Raw genomic sequence first — 19,170 nt, 5'->3', positions numbered from 1 at the left:
CCTTTATCCCCTCCTTGCATTATGTATGCTGGTCACGTATGTCTGTCTCGTGAGCTTAAGCTCCTTGATCCTTACAGCCGCGCGCCGGGCCTTTCTCTTATCGTCATACAAACCGAAAACCGTAGGGCCGCTGCCGCTCATCATAGCGTTTAATGCACCTTCCCGGCACATGACTGACTTAATCTTATCAATCACCGGATATTCCTCTATGGTGACTTTCTCAAGAACATTGCCCATGTTGGCCGCCACCTCATCCAGATTCTGTCTCTTAAGGCCGCCAATGATCCCGTCGATATCAGGGTGATCTGCGATCTCATGGGAATCAAGCTTCTCATATACCGCCTTCGTAGACACACTGATCGGCGGCTTGGCAAGCAGCACATAACACTTGGGCATAGCCGGCAGCGGGGTCAGCTTCTCCCCGATCCCTTCTGCAAGCACGGTTCCTCGCAAGATACAGTACGGTACATCCGCCCCAAGCGTCACTCCCCGATCCATCAGCTCTTCCATGGTAAATCCCAGCGAGAACATGCGGTTCATTCCGAATAGGACCGCCGCCGCATTCGAACTGCCTCCCGCCATCCCTGCCGCTACCGGGATGTGCTTATCAAGCGTAATCCTCACTCCCTCCCGGATGCGGCATTCCTTCATCAAAAGATCTGCTGCCCGGTATGCTAGATTATTCTCATTGACCGGAAGATAGAAGAGATTGGACGATAGATGAATCCCCGGTTCCCTTATCCGCTCAATCAGGATCTGGTCATAGAGATAGACCGTCTGCATGACCATGCGCACATCATGGTAGCCGTTCTCTCTCTTTCCTAATACATCCAGACCCAGATTGATCTTGCCCAGTGCTTTTAATTCTAATTTATCCATAAATGTTTTCTCCTTGTATCTTGTATACAGTGTACCTATAGTATACTCATATTTTCCTTAAAAATCAATAACCTGTCTCCAGCTTTTATATCTCCAGACTCCAGATCATTGACTTCCATGATTCCTTCCACCGTAGTATTGTACTTCTTGGCAAGATCCCACAGGATATCCCCGTCACGGACAATATACCCCGTGATACCCGGCCGCTTCTCTATCTCCTCCATATCAAAAGGCACAAATTCTATCTCCTTGATATTCCTGATGCGGACCGGCGCTTTGAGGAAGCTGTTGAATGCCAGGACTGCCTTGACTTCGATCTCATCCGTTCCAAGAAGCCCTACCGACAACTGTTCCACCGCATAGGTAAGCCCGTATCTCATATCATCCGCCGTCCCATTGCTTTCCAGCAGATAGGCGAAGGGCACCATCCCCTGCCAGGTATCAAATGGGATCTCATCATCCGCTTTGACATACAGGAAGCTTAAGTGCAGCACTCCTTCTATCTGGATCCCTCCCTCCGTACTCTCGGTATGCTCTATCTGTATCCGCGCGCTGTTGTGGCAGATCTGCAGGATATCGTCCTTGATCTCCGGCAGGGACAATTGTTCGGATACCTTGCATTTGGAATGATTCTGCAGCAGCAATCGTTCCATCTCTTCCTCAGTGATCTTCGGCGTGCATATCTGATCCAGGGAATACGCGTCCGCCAGGATCTCAAGCCGTTCTTCCTCGTACACGGTCAGCCGTACCTCCAGGGTAGCCTCGACTCCAATCAGACGCATCTCGCCGTCTTCGTCCATCCTTACATCTATATTCACATCCGTAAGCTCCGGATAGATCTGATGATACATATGATCCTGTGCCCCGTAACATTCAATCCGCCCTTCATATGGAACTGCCTGCTCGATCCAGTCTGTCTTCCCGTCCAGCGATTCATAGAAGCAGAATAACTGTAATTCTCCCTGAAGCCGCAGCTCGTCGGCTTCCAGACGGGTGTCCAGCTTCCTCCCGGTCACCTCTGTCCACAGCAGTGTCCCGATATTCTCCTTCGTTCCGCTTATAGATACTTCCTCCTTGATCCGATAGGTATCCTTCTTCGTGGTAAATACCTTTAGGAACTCTTTGCTCTCGAACCTCTTGTAGAGCGGCGTCTCACACTCGATATCCACCGTAAGCTCAGACTCCTGTTTCCCTTCAGAACAGATACTAAGCTCCGCCAGCGTCTTGATGCTCAGTTTCCTCGAATGAATCGCCGTGACAGTGATATCTGCGCTTGACGATTGCACAAACAGATTCCCTGCCGGTTCCTGCTCCAGATAGATCATTTCCTCGAAAGGGATCCTCCCTTCCAGGCAGGACAGCCTGGTCTCTCCTTCTTCTGTCACATATAACACTTTAAAATTCAGCTTCCCGGACACCCGTATGTAATTCTCTACCACCTTCATATCTTCTACGGTGAGCGTCCCTTCCCCCAGGATCACCTTCTTCACATCATTCTTCGCGTCAGGTACATTGTAGTCGTCATCAATATAAAACTGATCGGTGATGATATTTCCAGTCTTGTAGGTCTGCATCTGCTTCGTCACATATTCCATGATCGAACCTCCTAATCAAATTCTATCTGCTTATCCGTATACTCTGTCTTTATCACCACATAAGGGCAGGTCTTCTTCTTCAGGATCTTCTCTTCCTTTCCCGGACCTAAAAGGCCGGTCTCTATGTGTATCTCATTCTCCGTCTCATAGCATTTATGGACTTCTACGCTGTATCCGCTGGTCTCCTTCTGTCCATATCCTCTGGCTATATACAGATATCCCTTGTCCCCATAGCTTAATTTGACCTGTCCTTCCTTCGCCTCCTCGATCTGCGCCATGAATTCTTCTGGAACATCATCCTTGTCAATTACGGTAAATTCTATATCTCGCAGTTTTTTATCATCCGCCTTCCTGACAGAGCATGCCGTCAGTATCAGGATGCATATCGGCAGCAGGAGAAGATATGTTTTCTTCACGGGTACTCCTTGGCATAAGGTAATCTCTCTACATCATACACAGTAACTCTATGAAAAATTCCAATTTTGTAGTATAATTAATTTTATTTGACTTGACACTCAACATGAAGGAGATATTTATGAGAGACAAAGAACGACTTTCCGGAATTTTGCTGCACCCCACCTCCCTTCCTTCAGCCTATGGAATCGGAGATCTTGGGCAGGCTGCTTATGAATTTGTTGATTTTCTTGAGAAGGCGGGACAGCACCTATGGCAGATCCTTCCTTTGACGCACACCGGTTACGGTGATTCCCCGTATCAGAGCTTCTCTGCTTATGCAGGGCAGCCGCTTCTGATCAGTCCCGACCACCTGTTGGAGCTTGGACTGTTAGACGCCTCCGATCTTGCCGGCGTACCCGCTTCTGACCCGGAGCATATTGATTACGGAAGCATTATTCCCTGGAAACAGGCCGTCTTCGAGAAGGCATATGAACATTTTACGTCTGACGCGTTCCAGGCGCTTCCGCTTTATTCGGAATTCTTAGATTTTACGGAGAAGGAGAGCGGATGGCTCGATGATTATGCCCTGTTCATGGCCTGTAAGGCGGTGAACGGCGGAGTTAGCTGGTTAGAATGGGAAGAACGGTACCGGCTTCCTACGCCGACCTTCAAGAAGAGACTGCGCAGCGCTCTCAGGTCGCGGATCGGCTTCTATCAGTTTTTGCAATTTCTATTCTATAAAGAATGGCTTGCCCTCAAGGCATATGCCAACGCGCATGATGTGCGGATCATAGGGGATATCCCGATCTTCGTGTCCATGGACAGTGCTGATGTATGGGCGAACCAGCATCTGTTCCAACTGGACTCCAAGGGATTTCCGCTGAAAGTAGCCGGTGTTCCCCCGGATTATTTCTCTGCGACAGGGCAGTTGTGGGGGAATCCGCTGTATGACTGGAAGGCCCATGAGAAGGAAGGCTTCTCATGGTGGATTTCCCGTATCAGGCATCAGCTCCGGTCCATCGATATCCTGCGGATCGATCATTTCCGCGGCTTCGAAGCTTACTGGTCTGTTCCGTACGGCGAGAAGACCGCCATCAACGGCAAGTGGATCCCCGCGCCCGGATATGAACTGTTCCAGGCGATCCAGGATGCTCTTGGAGACGGTCTGCCTATCATCGCGGAGGACCTTGGCATCATCACACCGGAGGTTGACGCATTGAGGAAGGCTTTCCATTTCCCTGGAATGAAGGTGCTGCAGTTCGCTTTCGACAGTCTGGGTGAGAGCAGCTATCTGCCTCACCGGTTCACCACTGTGGACTGCGTCTGCTACACGGGTACCCATGATAATGACACTTCCCTTGGCTGGTACCGAACCCTTGACCCGAAGTGCCAGAGGAAGGTCCGCCTATACACCAACAGTACAGACGCCTTGAAGCCGGGATGGGCGCTGATACGATCGGCCCTCTCAAGTATCGCCGCTTATGCCGTCTTCCCGCTTCAGGATGTCCTGGGATACGGTTCCGACGCCAGGATGAATACCCCCGGCAGCGCTTCCGGCAACTGGGACTGGCGTTTTACGGGCGGCGCCCTGCGTGATGAGCTTGCCGAAGCTCTGAAAGAGATCACTGTATTATACGGAAGACATGTACTGCGGGACACCCCCGAGGATACGTCAGACGAACCGCAGGAGGAGACATTACCCGCCAAAGGCAGCCTGACCGGGGAAGAGACACCGGTCAATGAGAATTCTCCGGCAAAAGACAACAGCAGGACAGGAGGAATCGGCAGATGATACGGTTTATATTATTAGTCCTGTTCCTGTTCTCTTTCTTATTATTCGGGATTCCGGTGTTGATCGTCGAATGGTTCCGGCGCAGGTTTGATCAGGAGGCAAGCGACTACCGCTGCCTGCGGATCGTTCAGTGGGCATTCAAGGGCATTCTTAGGATCACCGGAGTAACGGCTACCGTGATCGGCGAAGAGAATATCCCGGATGAACCTGTGCTTTTTATCGCGAACCACAGAAGTTATTTTGATATCCTGCTGACCTACTCCCGCTGCAAGAGACTGACCGGATATGTGGCCAAGAAGGAGATGCTGCGCTATCCCATCCTGCGGGACTGGATGACACGGCTGCACTGTCTCTTCCTTGACCGGGATAACCCCAAGGAAGGCTTAAAGAGCATCCTCCAGGCAATCGACTATGTGAAAAGCGGAATATCCGTATGCATCTTCCCGGAAGGAACACGCAACGACGGCGAGGAACTCAGTATACTGCCCTTCCACAGCGGTTCCTTTAAGATCGCTGAGAAATCCGGCTGCGCCATCATACCGATCAGCATGAACAATACTCATACCATGTTCGAGAAGCACATTCCAAGGATCGAGAAGACCCATGTGGTGATCGAATATGGGAAACCGATCTATCCCGGAGATCTGGATAAGGAGACCAGGAAACGCATCGGAAGCTATTGCCAGAGTATCATACAGGAGACCATTAACCGCAATCAGGAACTGGTATAAGCAAAATATTAATTTACGAAACGATACACTAGTGCTATAATAGGAAACACTACATTCCAATTCCAAAGGAGCTAGAGAAATGAACAGACGAGATTTAACTTTGCTGACAGACCTGTACGAACTGACCATGATGCAGGGCTATTATGCCCAGGGGCAGCAGGAGAAGGTCATCTTTGACGTTTTCTTCCGTCAGAATCCGTGTAATAACGGATATTCGGTCTGCGCAGGACTTGAACAGGTGATCAATTACATCAAAGATCTTAATTTCACCTATGAAGATGTGGATTATCTGAGAGGTCTCGGCATATTCAGCGAAGATTTTCTGCAATACTTGAGCGGTTTTCATTTTAGCGGCGATATCTATGCCATTCCGGAAGGAACCGTTATATTTCCCAAAGAACCGATCCTTAAGGTCATCGCGCCGATCATGGAGGCACAGCTTGTAGAAACGGCTATCCTTAACATCATCAACCACCAGTCGCTGATCGCCACCAAGGCGTCGCGCGTGGTATTTGCCGCTAACGGCGACGGGATCATGGAATTCGGTCTGAGACGCGCCCAGGGACCGGATGCCGGCCTGTACGGCGCCCGCGCGGCCATCATCGGGGGATGTGTCGGTACCTCCAATGTCCTGGCCGGCCAGCTCTTTGACGTTCCCGTGATGGGAACCCATGCCCATAGCTGGATCATGAGCTTCCCCAACGAATATACGGCTTTCAAGACCTATGCCGAGATGTACCCCGACAACTGCACGCTTCTGGTGGATACCTACGACACCTTGAAATCAGGCGTCCCCAATGCCATCCGTGTATTTGAAGAATTCCGTGACGCGGGGAAAACATTCAAGAAATACGGAATCCGTCTGGACAGCGGCGACCTTGCCTATCTGTCAAAAGAAGCACGGAAGATGTTGGATGCGGCTGGATTCGCGGATGCTTCCATCTGTGCTTCCAACGATCTGGACGAATATCTCCTGCACGACCTTAAGATACAGGGCGCCGCCATTGATTCCTGGGGAGTGGGAACGAACCTGATCACCTCCAAGGACAACCCTTCTTTCGGCGGTGTGTACAAGCTTGCCGCGATCCAGAACGAGGCAGGTGAATTTGTCCCGAAGATAAAAATTTCAGAAAATACAGAGAAAATCACGAATCCCGGTAACAAAACCATTTTTAGGATCTATGATAAAACAACAGGAAAGGTTAAGGCCGACCTGATCTGTTTCGCCGACGAGATCTTTGATACCGATGAGGATATGCTTCTGTTCGATCCCATCGAGACCTGGAAGAAGACGAAGCTTCCCGGCGGATCTTACACCATGCGCGAGATCCTTGTACCTATATTCCGAAACGGTGAATGCATCTATAACTCGCCTTCTGTCAAAGAGATTGCAGAATACTGCAGACAGGAGAAGGAGACTCTGTGGGATGAGACGAAGCGGTTATTCTACCCGCACAGAGTCTATGTGGATCTGTCACCCAGGCTATACGAAGTGAAGAAAGCTCTGCTGAATAAAATGAGTGTTACCGAGTAAGTTACAAAAAAGGAGACTATTGTATGAAGATAATTGTATTAGCGGGCGGGCTCAGCCCGGAGCGCGATGTTTCACTGACTTCCGGCGCCGGAATCTGCAGGACGCTGCGCGGGATGGGACATCAGGCATTTTTGATGGATGTATTTTTCGGTTTCCCATATGACGCCGATAAGCTTGAGGAGGTGTTCAGCCTTCCGGGAGCCGGGCTTGAGATCGCGGACGGTATTAAGACTACGGCTCCGGATCTCGATGCTCTCAGACAGTCACGTCCGGACCAGTCTGACTGTCTGCTCGGCCCTAATGTCATCGAACTCTGCCAGATGGCTGATATCACATTTATGGGGCTTCATGGCTCCATCGGGGAAGACGGCAAATTACAGGCAACCTTCGACGTCCTGGGAATCAGATATACCGGACCCAATGCACTTGGATGTTCCCTGTCCATGAATAAACTTGTGGCAAAGCAGATCTTCAAGATGTCAGGAGTTCCCACGCCGCGAGGCACTTCTCTGACCAGAAAGACGAAGGATACACCGCTTGCAGAACTTGGTTACTATCTTCCTCTGGTCATCAAGCCATGTGCCAGCGGTTCCAGTATCGGCGTATATATTGTACATACTGAGGAAGAATATACAGAGGCAATCCGCCGCTCCTTCGATACCGATATGGAAGAGGAAGTCGTAATCGAGCCGTATATCAAAGGCCGCGAATTCGCCTGCGGCATTATCGCCGGCAAGGCGCTTCCGCTTGTTGAGATCATCCCTAAGAGCGGATTCTTCAATTATGAGAACAAGTATCAGGACGGCGGGGCACAGGAGATCTGTCCGCCCCAGTCTATTGATGCCAAGACACAGGCACAGATACAGCAGGCGGGCGAGAAGGCGTTCGAAGCGCTGCGGATGGATGTATATTCACGGGCGGACTTTATCGTTGACGATGAGGACGGAAGCTTCTACTGTCTTGAAGTGAACGCCCTTCCGGGAATGACCCCTGCAAGCCTCCTTCCTAAGGCGGCCAAAGCGGCCGGTCTTGAATACAACGCCCTGTGCCAGCGGATCATCGAAGAATCCTACAAAGCACGATATTAAGGAGGCCCGTCCCATGAAGAACCTCACATTGAACAATATTACACAGACCTGCCAGGGGACTTATCACGGAGATCCTTCCATCCTTGACAGGGAAGTGGAAGGCGTCGTTATTGACAGCCGTAAGGTCAGACCCGGCTATCTCTTCGTTGCCATTGACGGCGCGAATATCAATGCACACAAATTCATCCCTGATACGATCCGTTCCGGAGCGCTCTGCGTCGTATCCCACGAAGATCTCGGTGAGACGGATTACCCTTATATCCTGGTGGAATCCACCGGACAGGCGCTTCTTGACATCGCGAAGCTCTACCGGGATTCCTTCGATGTAAAAGTTGTCGGTATCACCGGAAGCGCCGGGAAGACTAGTACCAAGGAGATGATCGCCTCTGTCGTCGCACAGAAATACTGTGTGCATAAGACACTGGGGAATTTTAACAACGAATGGGGGCTTCCGATCACCATTTTTGAGATGAACGAGGAGCACCAGGTCGCTGTCTTGGAGATGGGCGTGAATCATTTCGGCGAGATGCGCAGGCTCTCTTCCGTCGCGGCGCCGGATATCTGTGTAATCACCAATATCGGTGTGGCACATCTGGAATTCTTCAAGACCAGAGAAGGGATCTTCCGCGAGAAGACCCAGATGATCCAGGACATGAAGAACGGCGGAACCATCATCCTGAACGGAGACGACGATCTGCTGGCTCAGACGGCGCCTATCAAGGGCGTAAGCCCCGTCTTCTTCGGATTCGGCGATAACAGCCAGTTCCGTGCCGGCAATATGCAGGCTCTTGGACTTAAGGGAACCGCCTGTACCATCTATCTGCCGGACGGAACCTCTTTCGGCTGTACGATACCGCTGCCCGGTATCCACATGGTAAGCAACGCCCTTGCCGGCGCTGCCGTCGGCTATACGCTGGATCTTACTCCTGATGAGATCAAAGCGGGCATCGAAGGGCTGCCCTCGCTTCCGGGACGCAATAACATTATCAAGACCGAACGGCTGATCATCCTGGATGACTGCTACAATGCCAATCCTGTCTCAATGAAAGCCTCGATCGATGTGTTAAACATGGCGATCGGACGCAAAGTTGCGATCCTTGGCGATATGAACGAACTTGGCGAGGATGCGCAGGAGCTGCATCTGAATGTGGGCGAATATGCCGCCCAGCAGGGTATAGACCTGATCTGCGGGATCGGCCCCCTCTCCCGCCACTTAGTTGACGGCGCTGCGGGATGTGATTCCCTGGCCGAAGCGCTCTGGTTTAAGACAAAGGCCGAATTCCTGGATGCAGCAAAAGACCTGATCAAAGAAGGGGATAACGTTCTCGTCAAGGCCTCCCATGGCATGCAGTTCCCTGAGATCGTAGACACATTAAAAGCCTTAGGAGAATAGTATGGAATATCAGATACTTGCTCTGGATCTGGACGGTACGCTTACGAATTCTGCAAAAGAGATCACGAAGCCCACTCTGGAAGCATTGACCAAGATACAGCAACAAGGAAAGAAAGTAGTTCTGGCAAGCGGACGCCCAACCAAAGGCGTCCTGCCGCTTGCCGAAGAACTTCATCTAGAAGAATACGGAAGCTACATCCTCTCTTTCAACGGCGGACGGATCACCGACTGCCGAAGCCAGGAGATCATCTATGAGAAGCATCTCCCGGCGGACGTGGCGGAACCGCTCTTTTATATTGTCAAGAAATATTCCGGGATCGACATCGTCGGCTATACGCCCGATACCCTTCTCTCCGGCATCCGGCCGAATCAATATACGGAACTGGAATCAAGGATCAATCACATGCCGATCATCGAAGTGGAGGATTTCCCTTCACACATAACAGAACCGGCCAATAAGATCCTGATCACCGGTTCACCGGAGATCATCTCTCTAGTGAAAGCAGAGGTTGCAGATTATTTCCACTCTTATCTCTCGGTCTACTGCTCCGACCCCTTCTTCCTGGAGATCATGCCAAGAGGAATCGATAAGGCACATTCCCTGCTGCGGCTCTTAAGCGGCATCGGACTGACTGCCGACCAGATGATCTGCTGCGGCGACGGATACAACGATTTGACCATGATCGAGACGGCAGGACTTGGCGTCGCCATGGCGAACGCGCAGCCGGCGGTACTTGAGAAGGCCGACTATATCACCCGATCGAACGACGAGGGCGGCGTGCTTCATGTGATCAATAAGTTCATGCTCCGCCAAACTCCGGAATAAAGCTCTCAAGGGCGGCTTCGCCCTCCTGGATATAGCCGTATTCCACACCCAGCTCTAAGGCATAATCCACCACCTTCTCATATTCTCTCTTCGTCACTCTTCTCCCCAGATGCTTATGGTCTCTTACCTGCGGCATCGGGGTATACTGGTTCATGATACTGAGCAGGATGCGGTTCCCGTATGTCTCATACAGATAACGAATCACTTCTCTGGACTCCCTTACATGGCCCGGAAGCACCAAATGACGCACAAGGACACCTTTTGTCAGCAAACCGCTCTCTTCTTCTATCTGGAATCCCCCCGTCTGAGATACCATCTCTCTAAGCGCCTCTTTCGCATACGGCGGATAGTCCGGCGCCCCGGAATATTCCGCTGCCAACGCCGAATCCATATATTTCATATCCGGCAGATAGATATCCACATAGCCTTCCAACATCCGGATCGTCTCTGCCCGCTCGTAACCGCTCGTATTATATACGACAGGAAGGTTCATTCCCTTCTCCCTGGCTATCTCTAACGCTTCTATGATCTGCGGCACATAGTGGGTCGGCGTGACCAGGTTGATATTGTTCGCTCCCTGGCTCTCAAGTTCCATGAATATCCCGGCAAGCCTTCTTACCGTGATCTCTGTCCCGATCTCTTGCTTCCCATGCTGCCGTCCGTTTCTGGAAATCTTATAATTCTGGCAGAAGATACACCCAAGATTACAGCCCGAGAAAAATACTGTACCGGAGCCGTTTACCCCGGAAATGCAAGTCTCTTCCCACATATGAAGGGCCGCCCTGGCAACAATAAGCCCGGCGGCCTTCCCGCAATATCCGCGCTGTCCCGCCAGACGGTCGGCATGGCACTGTCTGGGACACAATGTACAATCTGTAAGATAAGCTTCCATCTATGCCCTCCTGCGCACGAACTTAAGCGCCGGATACCGGTATCCGTTGTTCTCGATCTGCTCCGGTTCCTCTTCCAGCAGCATGTATCTGCTGCTCTTTCTTGTGCTGTAATCGTATGCCAGGATCAATTTCTCGAATTCCTCTTCGTCCGCTATATCGATCGCGGCTGCATCCATGATCTCATCCTTCATATGACTCTCTATGAATTCCTCGATCTGTTCCTTGCTGTAGCGCACCTGAATCCGATTCAGTCTCAGCACGTCTTCTTTGTTAAGCTCTTTCGTCTCCTCGTCTTCTGCAACACGGCCCATGAAATCCTTCCTGGACCTCCTCCGCTTATACAGGGGCTTCTCCGACAGCATTTCCACAAGAGACAGATTCAGCTTCTCTGCTGTCTTACAGAGCATCCCGTCCGGATCTTCACTCGCTGCAATGCGGTTCAAGAGCTGCACCACAAGCCCCTTCGTATCCGACTGGCCGCTCAAGAGATAATTAAGCCTCGTCACCGTCGCCCGCACGTATTTCGTGTGCTCCTTGTCCATATTGGATATACGGTGTTCAATGTCGTCGAATCCCCTCTCGATCAGATCCAGGAGTTCATAAATATCGTCTGACATATCTCCCATCATTCTGGCGGTCTTCTGAACATTCTCGATCCAGCCCTCATCCTCGCGCATCTCTCTGAGACATTTCTTAATATCCATCTTATAGATGTAGAAATTGTCGGAGGTCTTCAAGATATGGTATTTCCTGCGCACGACCGCTTCTACATAGCCGTTGAGGTGCTCTTTCAAGAGTTCACCGTATGTCTCCTGTTCCAATAATCTGGCAAAGAACTTGTCCATGTTATGAAGCATATCCTGCAGCGCCTTGTTAAGTCTCCTGGTATTCACGAGGGCTGTGCGCAGCATGCCAAGGTTCCCCCTGGGATCGTTCCGGAAGGAGAAGAGCGTGGCATAGACATTCTGGATATAGATATCCGTCTCCTCCAACTCATCTGAATCCAGGCGTTCGAATGCATCGATAAATACTGCCGAATAGTCCGGGATCACGATATTCGTCACCAGGGTATGGTAATCTTCGATCCGCTTAAGCCATCCAGTCTTAAGAAGCCAGCTTAAAATCCGGGAAGAGGGTGTCTCCAGCATGTCGTACTCGGTCTCATTCTCTTCCGCCTTAAGATCAAAACGCTTCCTGGCGTTCATATCGCTCAATGCCTGGATGCACACTTCCCGGGTGAGAAAGTAGTTGCTGTATTGATATTCTTCGTTAATGCACAGAAGTGCTTCTATGTAAATCTCCCGGTTTACACTTCGGAAGAGACTCCAAAATGTATCCGGGATTTCTTGTCTAAGCTGCATTATATGGACTCCTGAATATTATTTATCTTTGGAAAACAGGGATTTCCAGAAGCCGGGTTTTTCTTCGGGAGCTTCTTTGAAGCCGATCGCAACCGGAGCGCATGCTGGGACTACGAATTCCAGTCCGTCTTCGCTCTCGGTAACGTCCGGGTAGATAATAGTTCCTGCTTCCGTTCCGTCTATTGTGTGGGGATAAATGTATGCAACGACGGCTTCATGGCTGTTCTTCCCTACTCCCTGAGGATACGGAATCTTGATAGTCAGGCCGTCGGAGGATACTTCGTCGGTGTCGGCGCGTTCCCATTCGGCAGCGTCCTGGTTCTTGCGCATCAGGGTGGGATCGTAGGTGTATATGTAGGTCTGGCGGATATCCTGCTTCATGACTGCACCGATCAGTCCTTTCTCGATCTCGCTCGGCGTATCGAAATCCGGGATCCGCCTCAGGCGCTCCGGAACTCTGGATACTCCGGTCTCCAGATCCAGCCTGTACATCCTACCCTTCACTACTGCCACTCCGTGGGGTACCGGTTTCTTCACCACATCATTGATAACGCCAAAGACAACCGGCAATTCTTCCGGGAGCACATAATTCTTGGTGGCAGGGTTGTCGCCAAGCGAATACTTCTTATTCTCGTCTTTCCAGATGAGCCGGATCTCCTGATCGTTTCCCGCTTCCCTGGTGGAAACACCTGTGATCAGATCCGCCGGGAAACTTACCGGCAGCTTCTCGTCAGCCTGATCGGCGGAGAGATACCCTTCCACGCGCAGATCTCCATAGATAGTTACGTCGTTATCCCTGATATTCCCAACCACTTCCAGATCGCCCGTATCCCATTCCAGACGCTTCGGCGTGATGCTCCACTCCTTCGCGGCGCTGACAGGGCCTGTTATGACATAATTGCCCTCATATCCTTCTTCCAGGAAGAAGTCAACCGTGACTCCATAAGTACCGACCTCTGTAGCACTCACAGTTCCGCCGACCGACACCTTGAGCCCTTCCGGCAGGTCTGCCTTAACCTTCAGTGTCTTCTCTGTACCGTCATACTCATAAGAGGTATCTGTCTTCTCCTCCCAGTTGATCTTCGTGACGTCTATCTCTCTCGGGGATACGCTGACCCCAAGAGAACATGCCGCTTCCTTCCCGTTCTCCTTATAGACCAATGTCACGGCAGTCTGTCCTACCCTTAAGCCGCCTTCCTTAATCCCTATTTTATTATTAGATGCAGCCTTGGTTGCTCCCGAGCTGTAGGTCACCGTAACTACCATTCCCGTCCGGTCAAACCGCTCTCCGTAGGTATATGCAGTCTTCTTCGGCGGTGTGGTAAGGCTAATCCCCGTCATCTCACCGGCATCCAATACCTCGAAGGTCTTCGACACCTGATCGTCTCCGTCTTCCGGGTTGGTAAATGTAACCGTGTAGGTTCCTTTTTCCACGACTTCTGCCGGGCTGATCTCCATCTTCCATTCGTCGCTCTTCATCCTGTTAAAAATACGGTTCCTGACTACAACCGTACCGTCTATACGGATGCTGTCTTCGATATATTTCTTCACATATTCGGTATGGTCTTCTCCCGTACCATACAGCATCCTGTCCGGCACCGAGAACATATTCTCCGTCATACCGCTGAGTATATAGAACGCCCCGTCTCCGCCGATATAACCGTTACCTGTCAGGCAGTCCGCGCTTCCGATCCTCAGCGTGCCGTTATTCATCAGGTTGCCGTCCAATGCCAGCGAATACGCCGAAGAGATAGTAAGCGTCTGTCCGTTTGCAATCGTCAATACCTTATTCACCGGTATAGATAAATCTTCTTTGTTCAATGTATACGTACCGTAGACCTGTCCGGCATTACCCTCGAACAATACGCCGGATATAAACCCGTCTTTACCGGCGCTTACGCTCCCTGCATCGATCCATGCCGTTCCGTCCTTATCAGAAACAAGCGAGCCTCCCCCTGTACCTCCGATCTTCGTTGCGCTGATCCTGCCGCCGCTGATCTTGATAGTTCCGCAGTTGGTATTCTTCGTATCCCTTCCGCCGTTATCCTTAGACGTTCCTCCGATCCCCGAACCGGAATCCGGCGCATCCGTTCGCGCTTCCAGCGTTCCGCCTCTCTGCGCGGTGATCTCTACAGACGCCCCCTCCGGTACCGCAACTGCCGCATAGCCTCCGGAATGCAGGATATTCTCTCCCTTCAAGGTCAACGCAGCCTTCGCATCCGGCGCGATATAAAGAGGGTTATACCCGCCGCCGGACGCAGTATTGATCTCTACCTCATCGAACATAATATCATGCTTCTTACCGCTTGCCACCGTAACTACATGATCTGTTTCCTTCCCGTTCGTGGTTATGATATAACCGTCTCCGCCTGCCGGACCTGTCTTCTTCTTGCCGTCTCCCTGCCTGTAACCGTCAGAGCTGATCTCAATATCTCCCTTCGTTAGATCAAGCTCCACATCGGCCGCACAGACCGACATCCCGAGCCACAGGAAACACAGCGCCGACGACGCAAATATGGTTAAGGCTGCTGTTCTTATCCCCTTGATTCTATTCTCCATATGATCCCCTATCTCTTTCTCTTTGTTCTAACCCTTCTTCTGCCAAGCCGGCGGATCTGAAGCAATCCCCATATATCTGCGGCAGCAAGGGCAGCTAAGGCTGTATAAACACCAATCTGTGCCTGATCACCGGTGGAGATTCCCCGGCCATTGCCGGTTCCGCCGCCGGAAGAGCTGCCTGTGCCAGTTCCGCTTCCGCCGCCACTGCCAGTTCCGCTTCCGCTTCCGCCGCCGGAACTATTGCCCGAGCCGTCTCCGTCTCCATTTCCATCTCCTGAACCGTCTCCGTCTCCTGAGCCATCTCCATCTCCTGAACCGTCCCCGTCTCCTGAGCCATCTCCTGAGCCGTCCCCGTCTCCTGAGCCGTCTCCGTCTCCGCCCGGCGGGTTATTGTTATCTCCAGGGTTATTATCATCTCCATCGTTATCAGACGGATCTTCGATCTCCTCCCATCCTACGGCAACCGGCGCCGGTGCCGGGATCGTAAAGCGTATTCCGTCATCCGTCTTAGTTGCCCTAAGATACACGACGGTTCCTGCTTCTACTCCATTGATGGTCTCCGGATATATATAAGCAACGACTCCGTTATACTTATCTCCCGTGATTCCTTCCGGATAAGGCATGGTAACGGTAAGTCCTGCCGAAGGAACAGCGGAAGCCTCCGCCCTCTGCCATCCGGAATCACCCTCACCCCTGCTAAGAAGTGTAAGGTCATAAGAGGTAATGTATCCCGGGGCAACTCCCCTCTTCACAACCTCTTCTACCAGCCTGCCCTCCAACGCGCCCGGAGTCTCATAATCAGAGATCAATCCATCCGGTACCTTGGATATCCTCGTCTCCAGATCCATCCGGTATTCCATCCCGTCTGCCGGCTCAAGCTCCGGCGGAAGACCGATCTCCTCCACTTCATTGACACTGCCGGATACTACCGGAAGTTCCTCCGGCAGATGATAATTCCCCGCTGCGCTTCCTTCAAGGCTTAGCTTATCATCTTCATTCTTCCACTCTAATGAGATGTCCTTATCCTCTCCGGCAACCTTGTCATGTATCCCTGTGATATTCTCTGTGGAATAGCTTGTATTGACATTGCCGTCTCTGATATCGGAATCCACCACTCCGCTTACGCCCAATTCTCCATAGATATTGGCCTCGTCATCTCTCGTATTGCCCACTGCTTCCAGATCGGTTGTATCCCACTCCAGCTCCTTAGGTCTGATGGTCCACTCTAATTCTCTACTGACCACCGTACCGCCTGCATCATCCAGCATGTAACGGTCTTCATATCCCGGCTTCAGCCTGAACTCCACCGTCACCTTGTGCGTACCGGCGTCTGTCGCCTCACCCGTTCCTGTCACGGCCATCTCTACCCCTTCCGGCAGAAGCTCCTCGTCGAAAATAGGACTGTGGGGCTCTCCGTCATACTCGAAGGTTGTATCTTCCTCGTTCCATTCGATCCCCGAGAGGTCAATCTTCTTCTTTCCTACGGTGATTCTCGCCTCGCACTCCAGATCTTCGTCATATCTGCCCGTATAAGCGATCGTAACAGATGTCTGCCCGGCTCTGAGACCTGTGCCGTTCGTGATACTAATGTCGTCTGTGATATCCTCCGTTCTGCCATTCCTGTAGGTTACCGTCACGACCATTCCTGCCGGATCGAAATTATCGCCGTCCACATAGGACACTTTATCCGGAGGCGTAGTCACTTCCATCTTAACTGCCGTGTCGTCAGAATATACCCGAAAGGTCTTCTCTATGGTCCGGTTAAACGGAACCGTTGTAAATGTAGCCGTATATGCTCCTGCATTTCTCACCGTCGCCGGCCGAAGTGTCAGATTATACGGCGGATTCGTAAACTGCCTCCCTTTCAGCGATGCCCGGCACGCAGCCTTAAAGCTGTCCTCCAACTTCGTCTTCACCGACTCCGTCTGATCCTCTCCTTTATCTATCAAATCCTGCGGACCTTCAAAATCATCTGAGAACAGATAATAATTCCCCCCGCTTCCCAGATCCCCATTCCCGGCCAGGCAATTCCTGCTGTCTATGACAATACTTCCCGCTTCTGATGAACCTGCGGCCGCCGCACCAAACGCAATACTATCGGTTCCTGATAATGTCAGTATATGCTTCTTGGGTATGTACAGCACTTTACCTGCATCAACCGTCAGCTTCTTGCCCTGGGAGATTGCGATATTCTGACTCAATGTATAAGTAGTCCCATAAATCTTGCCCTCATCCCCCGAGAATAAAACTCCGCCTAAGAATCTGTTTGTTCCGTCTGTTCCGGAGCCGGTACCCAGCTTCAAACTATCGGCCTCTATCCATGCATTACCGGTTCTGTCGCTTACTAATTCGCCGCTTGGACTCACGCTGCCGCCGACACCGATTCCTGCCGCGTCCGTTCCTCCGGATTTCGCTGACACATAACCGCCGTTGATCGTAATCGTACCTACCTGAATCGAGTTTATGCTGTCGGAACCCGCTACGCTTCCGCTCCCGATCCCTGCACCGGAGCCTGTACCCATGGAGCCCGAAGGCCATGTCGGACCTTTTCCGCCGGTTGCTTCCACATATCCGCCGGTTATCTCAATATTTCCACAGCCGTTGCCATAGTCACCGCCAATCCCGGCAGCTCCGTCTCCGCCGACTGCTGTCACGTGCCCTCCTTTAATTACCACCCGATTCCCCGATGCCGCATTGCTCTCTGCTCCGATGCCTGCAGAACGCTGCCCTCCATTGGCGGTAATGGTTCCTCCGTTGATCTCAAGAGTCCCATAGGACTGGATTCCTGCCGCCTCGTTCGCATTGCCTCCCGTTGCAGTCATCACACCGGTACTATCCTCTGTTATAGACAGAAATGCATCCGGAAAAGCCGGCATTCCTACCAGAACGGCAGATCCAATCCCATGGAATGTATTATTTCCCGTCAATGTCAAATAAACTCTCGGCGCACTGCCGCTATTGTTAACACGCGTCACCGCAAAACAAGTTGCTGCATCCGCTGTCCCCTGCTTCCTGCTAATATTCACATTATCAAACGTAATCTTATGCTCTCCGCCTCTGACGACAATGCCGCAGTCGACCTCTTCGCCGCCGCTCGTGATGATAAAGTCCTGCCCTTCCTGATACTGCCCGCCGTTCGCACCGTTCTGCCTATACCTGTTCTCCTCGATCTCAACCGAACCATTCCGCAGATCAAGCTCGATCACCTCACCGGCGGCGCGCACTGACCCGCCCTTCCATACAAAAGCCAATATAACTGCCAATACTCCCAAGTATATCGCTGCCTGTATATTCTTCTCTCTTATCATATCTATATTCAACCTCATATTCTCTTCCAAGACCGTAATATCCCATTAAACATGATAAGTATAACACAAGTATTTCTAATTTTCTATAAGGCTTTTCGATACTTTTCTGGCTTTTCCGGCAGTATTTTCCATTGGATAAACCTAGTACAGCATTGCATTAATCTTCGAGTAATATGCAATGCTGTACTAGAGCCAGGAACCTGTTTTTAGATTCCTGGCTCTATGACTCTGCCTATGCGCTTCTATCAGCTTTCAAATCGCTATTCATATACTTTACCTGTTTAACTTTTTCTTGTTGGGACATTTCAAGTTCATCAAGGATATTTGTTACTTCTGCTGAAGTCACCGGCTTTTTGGATACGTAGACAGAGCCCTGTAACCAGGAAAAACCGTTTTTCAGCATATGACGTTTAATTACTTCATAAGCGTTATTCCAACTTTCGCTTGGATAATATGTCTCTAAAGCTTTTGTGTCGAGGTCAAAAGCTATTTGTTTTCTCGTCTCTGCCATATCAATACACTGGTGCTGCCAGAACCTTGAGAATGTCACAGTTTTCACCAGGATCATCCTCATCAATCCAGCGCCATGATGCGATTTGATTGAGAACATCATGCTCTCGTTTTAATTCTAGCATCCCTACTTCAAGACAGCCAAACTTATCCTCACCACCGCTAAACACAAGTTCATAAGGATTATTACTGGAATTCTCAACACTGCCGGCACGGTTAGAAAAGGCTTTTTCTGCAATTTTTCGTAATCTTACTAAAGATTCACTAGGTACTGTCTTTTTTATTTCGATAATTGAACTATACAT

General features: G+C 51.0%; 15 protein-coding genes. 6 read left to right on the top strand and 9 right to left on the bottom strand.

Annotation, left to right across the window (positions count from 1 at the left end; genetic code table 11):
• Nucleotides 1-3 precede the first annotated feature (3 nt).
• Genes ispE through VSQ62_RS05305 form a run of 3 tightly spaced genes read right to left on the bottom strand, consistent with a single transcriptional unit; the run spans nucleotide 4 to nucleotide 2,890 of the window.
• On the bottom strand, nucleotides 4-879 hold the full coding sequence (gene ispE, locus VSQ62_RS05315) for a 4-(cytidine 5'-diphospho)-2-C-methyl-D-erythritol kinase (RefSeq protein ID WP_334633599.1): 876 nt from the start codon (nucleotides 877-879) through the stop codon (nucleotides 4-6).
• Nucleotides 880-914: 35 nt separating this feature from the next.
• Nucleotides 915-2,474, bottom strand: coding sequence for a DUF3794 and LysM peptidoglycan-binding domain-containing protein (locus VSQ62_RS05310; protein WP_334633598.1), 1,560 nt, complete (start codon nucleotides 2,472-2,474; stop codon nucleotides 915-917).
• A gap of 11 nt (nucleotides 2,475-2,485) precedes the next feature.
• Nucleotides 2,486-2,890 carry a protease complex subunit PrcB family protein gene (locus tag VSQ62_RS05305; protein WP_334633597.1) on the bottom strand — a complete coding sequence of 135 codons (405 nt, stop codon included), beginning with the start codon at nucleotides 2,888-2,890 and terminating at the stop codon, nucleotides 2,486-2,488.
• A 119-nt stretch (nucleotides 2,891-3,009) separates the two neighbouring features.
• Between VSQ62_RS05305 and malQ the strand changes: the two genes are divergently transcribed.
• The 6 genes from malQ to VSQ62_RS05275 all read left to right on the top strand — a co-directional run bounded on the left by malQ (nucleotide 3,010) and on the right by VSQ62_RS05275 (nucleotide 10,234).
• Entirely contained in the window at nucleotides 3,010-4,662 is a 1,653-nt protein-coding gene (gene malQ / locus VSQ62_RS05300) for a 4-alpha-glucanotransferase (protein ID WP_334633596.1), read from the top strand.
• Nucleotides 4,659-5,393: a lysophospholipid acyltransferase family protein gene (locus VSQ62_RS05295; protein ID WP_334633594.1), complete on the top strand. Its 735-nt coding sequence runs from the start codon at nucleotides 4,659-4,661 to the stop codon at nucleotides 5,391-5,393. Before malQ ends, VSQ62_RS05295 begins: the two co-directional genes overlap by 4 nt.
• Before the next feature lie 79 nt (nucleotides 5,394-5,472).
• Entirely contained in the window at nucleotides 5,473-6,927 is a 1,455-nt protein-coding gene (locus tag VSQ62_RS05290) for a nicotinate phosphoribosyltransferase (RefSeq protein ID WP_334633593.1), read from the top strand.
• Nucleotides 6,928-6,950: 23 nt separating this feature from the next.
• On the top strand, nucleotides 6,951-8,015 hold the full coding sequence (locus VSQ62_RS05285) for a D-alanine--D-alanine ligase family protein (protein ID WP_334633592.1): 1,065 nt from the start codon (nucleotides 6,951-6,953) through the stop codon (nucleotides 8,013-8,015).
• A gap of 13 nt (nucleotides 8,016-8,028) precedes the next feature.
• On the top strand, nucleotides 8,029-9,408 hold the full coding sequence (locus tag VSQ62_RS05280; RefSeq protein WP_334633591.1) for a UDP-N-acetylmuramoyl-tripeptide--D-alanyl-D-alanine ligase: 1,380 nt from the start codon (nucleotides 8,029-8,031) through the stop codon (nucleotides 9,406-9,408).
• Nucleotide 9,409: 1 nt separating this feature from the next.
• Nucleotides 9,410-10,234, top strand: a complete 825-nt coding sequence (locus VSQ62_RS05275) for a Cof-type HAD-IIB family hydrolase (RefSeq protein ID WP_334633590.1) — start codon at nucleotides 9,410-9,412, stop codon at nucleotides 10,232-10,234.
• On the opposite strand, the gene VSQ62_RS05270 is transcribed toward VSQ62_RS05275, so the two are convergent.
• The 6 genes from VSQ62_RS05270 to VSQ62_RS05245 form a co-directional block, all read right to left on the bottom strand.
• Complete coding sequence (locus VSQ62_RS05270) at nucleotides 10,209-11,126, bottom strand: radical SAM protein (protein WP_334633588.1); 918 nt, start codon at nucleotides 11,124-11,126, stop codon at nucleotides 10,209-10,211. The genes VSQ62_RS05275 and VSQ62_RS05270 overlap by 26 nt on opposite strands.
• Entirely contained in the window at nucleotides 11,127-12,488 is a 1,362-nt protein-coding gene (locus VSQ62_RS05265) for a Wadjet anti-phage system protein JetA family protein (protein WP_334633587.1), read from the bottom strand.
• Between the two features lie 18 nt (nucleotides 12,489-12,506).
• A complete protein-coding gene (locus VSQ62_RS05260; protein WP_334633586.1) occupies nucleotides 12,507-15,047 on the bottom strand; it encodes a bacterial Ig-like domain-containing protein in 2,541 nt (846 codons plus the stop codon).
• 8 nt (nucleotides 15,048-15,055) lie between these two features.
• Complete coding sequence (locus VSQ62_RS05255; RefSeq protein WP_334633585.1) at nucleotides 15,056-18,373, bottom strand: bacterial Ig-like domain-containing protein; 3,318 nt, start codon at nucleotides 18,371-18,373, stop codon at nucleotides 15,056-15,058.
• 214 nt (nucleotides 18,374-18,587) lie between these two features.
• Nucleotides 18,588-18,914, bottom strand: a complete 327-nt coding sequence (locus tag VSQ62_RS05250) for a hypothetical protein (RefSeq protein ID WP_334633584.1) — start codon at nucleotides 18,912-18,914, stop codon at nucleotides 18,588-18,590.
• Nucleotides 18,868-19,170, bottom strand: a complete 303-nt coding sequence (locus VSQ62_RS05245) for a hypothetical protein (protein WP_334633582.1) — start codon at nucleotides 19,168-19,170, stop codon at nucleotides 18,868-18,870. The genes VSQ62_RS05250 and VSQ62_RS05245 overlap by 47 nt, the downstream gene beginning before the upstream one ends.

The sequence above is a fragment of the Sporofaciens sp. JLR.KK001 genome, from assembly GCF_036941055.1.
Lineage (GTDB): Bacteria > Bacillota > Clostridia > Lachnospirales > Lachnospiraceae > Sporofaciens.
The sequence above is the reverse complement of the archived record's forward strand: the minus strand, read 5'-3'. Positions and strand labels throughout refer to the sequence as shown.

Coding starts and splice junctions, on each gene's coding strand:
- VSQ62_RS05275 (WP_334633590.1), top strand. CDS start 9,410: ATGGAATATCAGATACTTGCTCTGGATCTGGACGGTACGCTTACGAAT.
- VSQ62_RS05280 (WP_334633591.1), top strand. CDS start 8,029: ATGAAGAACCTCACATTGAACAATATTACACAGACCTGCCAGGGGACT.
- VSQ62_RS05255 (WP_334633585.1), bottom strand. CDS start 18,373: ATGAGGTTGAATATAGATATGATAAGAGAGAAGAATATACAGGCAGCG.
- ispE (WP_334633599.1), bottom strand. CDS start 879: ATGGATAAATTAGAATTAAAAGCACTGGGCAAGATCAATCTGGGTCTG.
- VSQ62_RS05265 (WP_334633587.1), bottom strand. CDS start 12,488: ATGCAGCTTAGACAAGAAATCCCGGATACATTTTGGAGTCTCTTCCGA.
- malQ (WP_334633596.1), top strand. CDS start 3,010: ATGAGAGACAAAGAACGACTTTCCGGAATTTTGCTGCACCCCACCTCC.
- VSQ62_RS05295 (WP_334633594.1), top strand. CDS start 4,659: ATGATACGGTTTATATTATTAGTCCTGTTCCTGTTCTCTTTCTTATTA.
- VSQ62_RS05245 (WP_334633582.1), bottom strand. CDS start 19,170: ATGTATAGTTCAATTATCGAAATAAAAAAGACAGTACCTAGTGAATCT.
- VSQ62_RS05270 (WP_334633588.1), bottom strand. CDS start 11,126: ATGGAAGCTTATCTTACAGATTGTACATTGTGTCCCAGACAGTGCCAT.
- VSQ62_RS05285 (WP_334633592.1), top strand. CDS start 6,951: ATGAAGATAATTGTATTAGCGGGCGGGCTCAGCCCGGAGCGCGATGTT.
- VSQ62_RS05290 (WP_334633593.1), top strand. CDS start 5,473: ATGAACAGACGAGATTTAACTTTGCTGACAGACCTGTACGAACTGACC.
- VSQ62_RS05260 (WP_334633586.1), bottom strand. CDS start 15,047: ATGGAGAATAGAATCAAGGGGATAAGAACAGCAGCCTTAACCATATTT.
- VSQ62_RS05310 (WP_334633598.1), bottom strand. CDS start 2,474: ATGGAATATGTGACGAAGCAGATGCAGACCTACAAGACTGGAAATATC.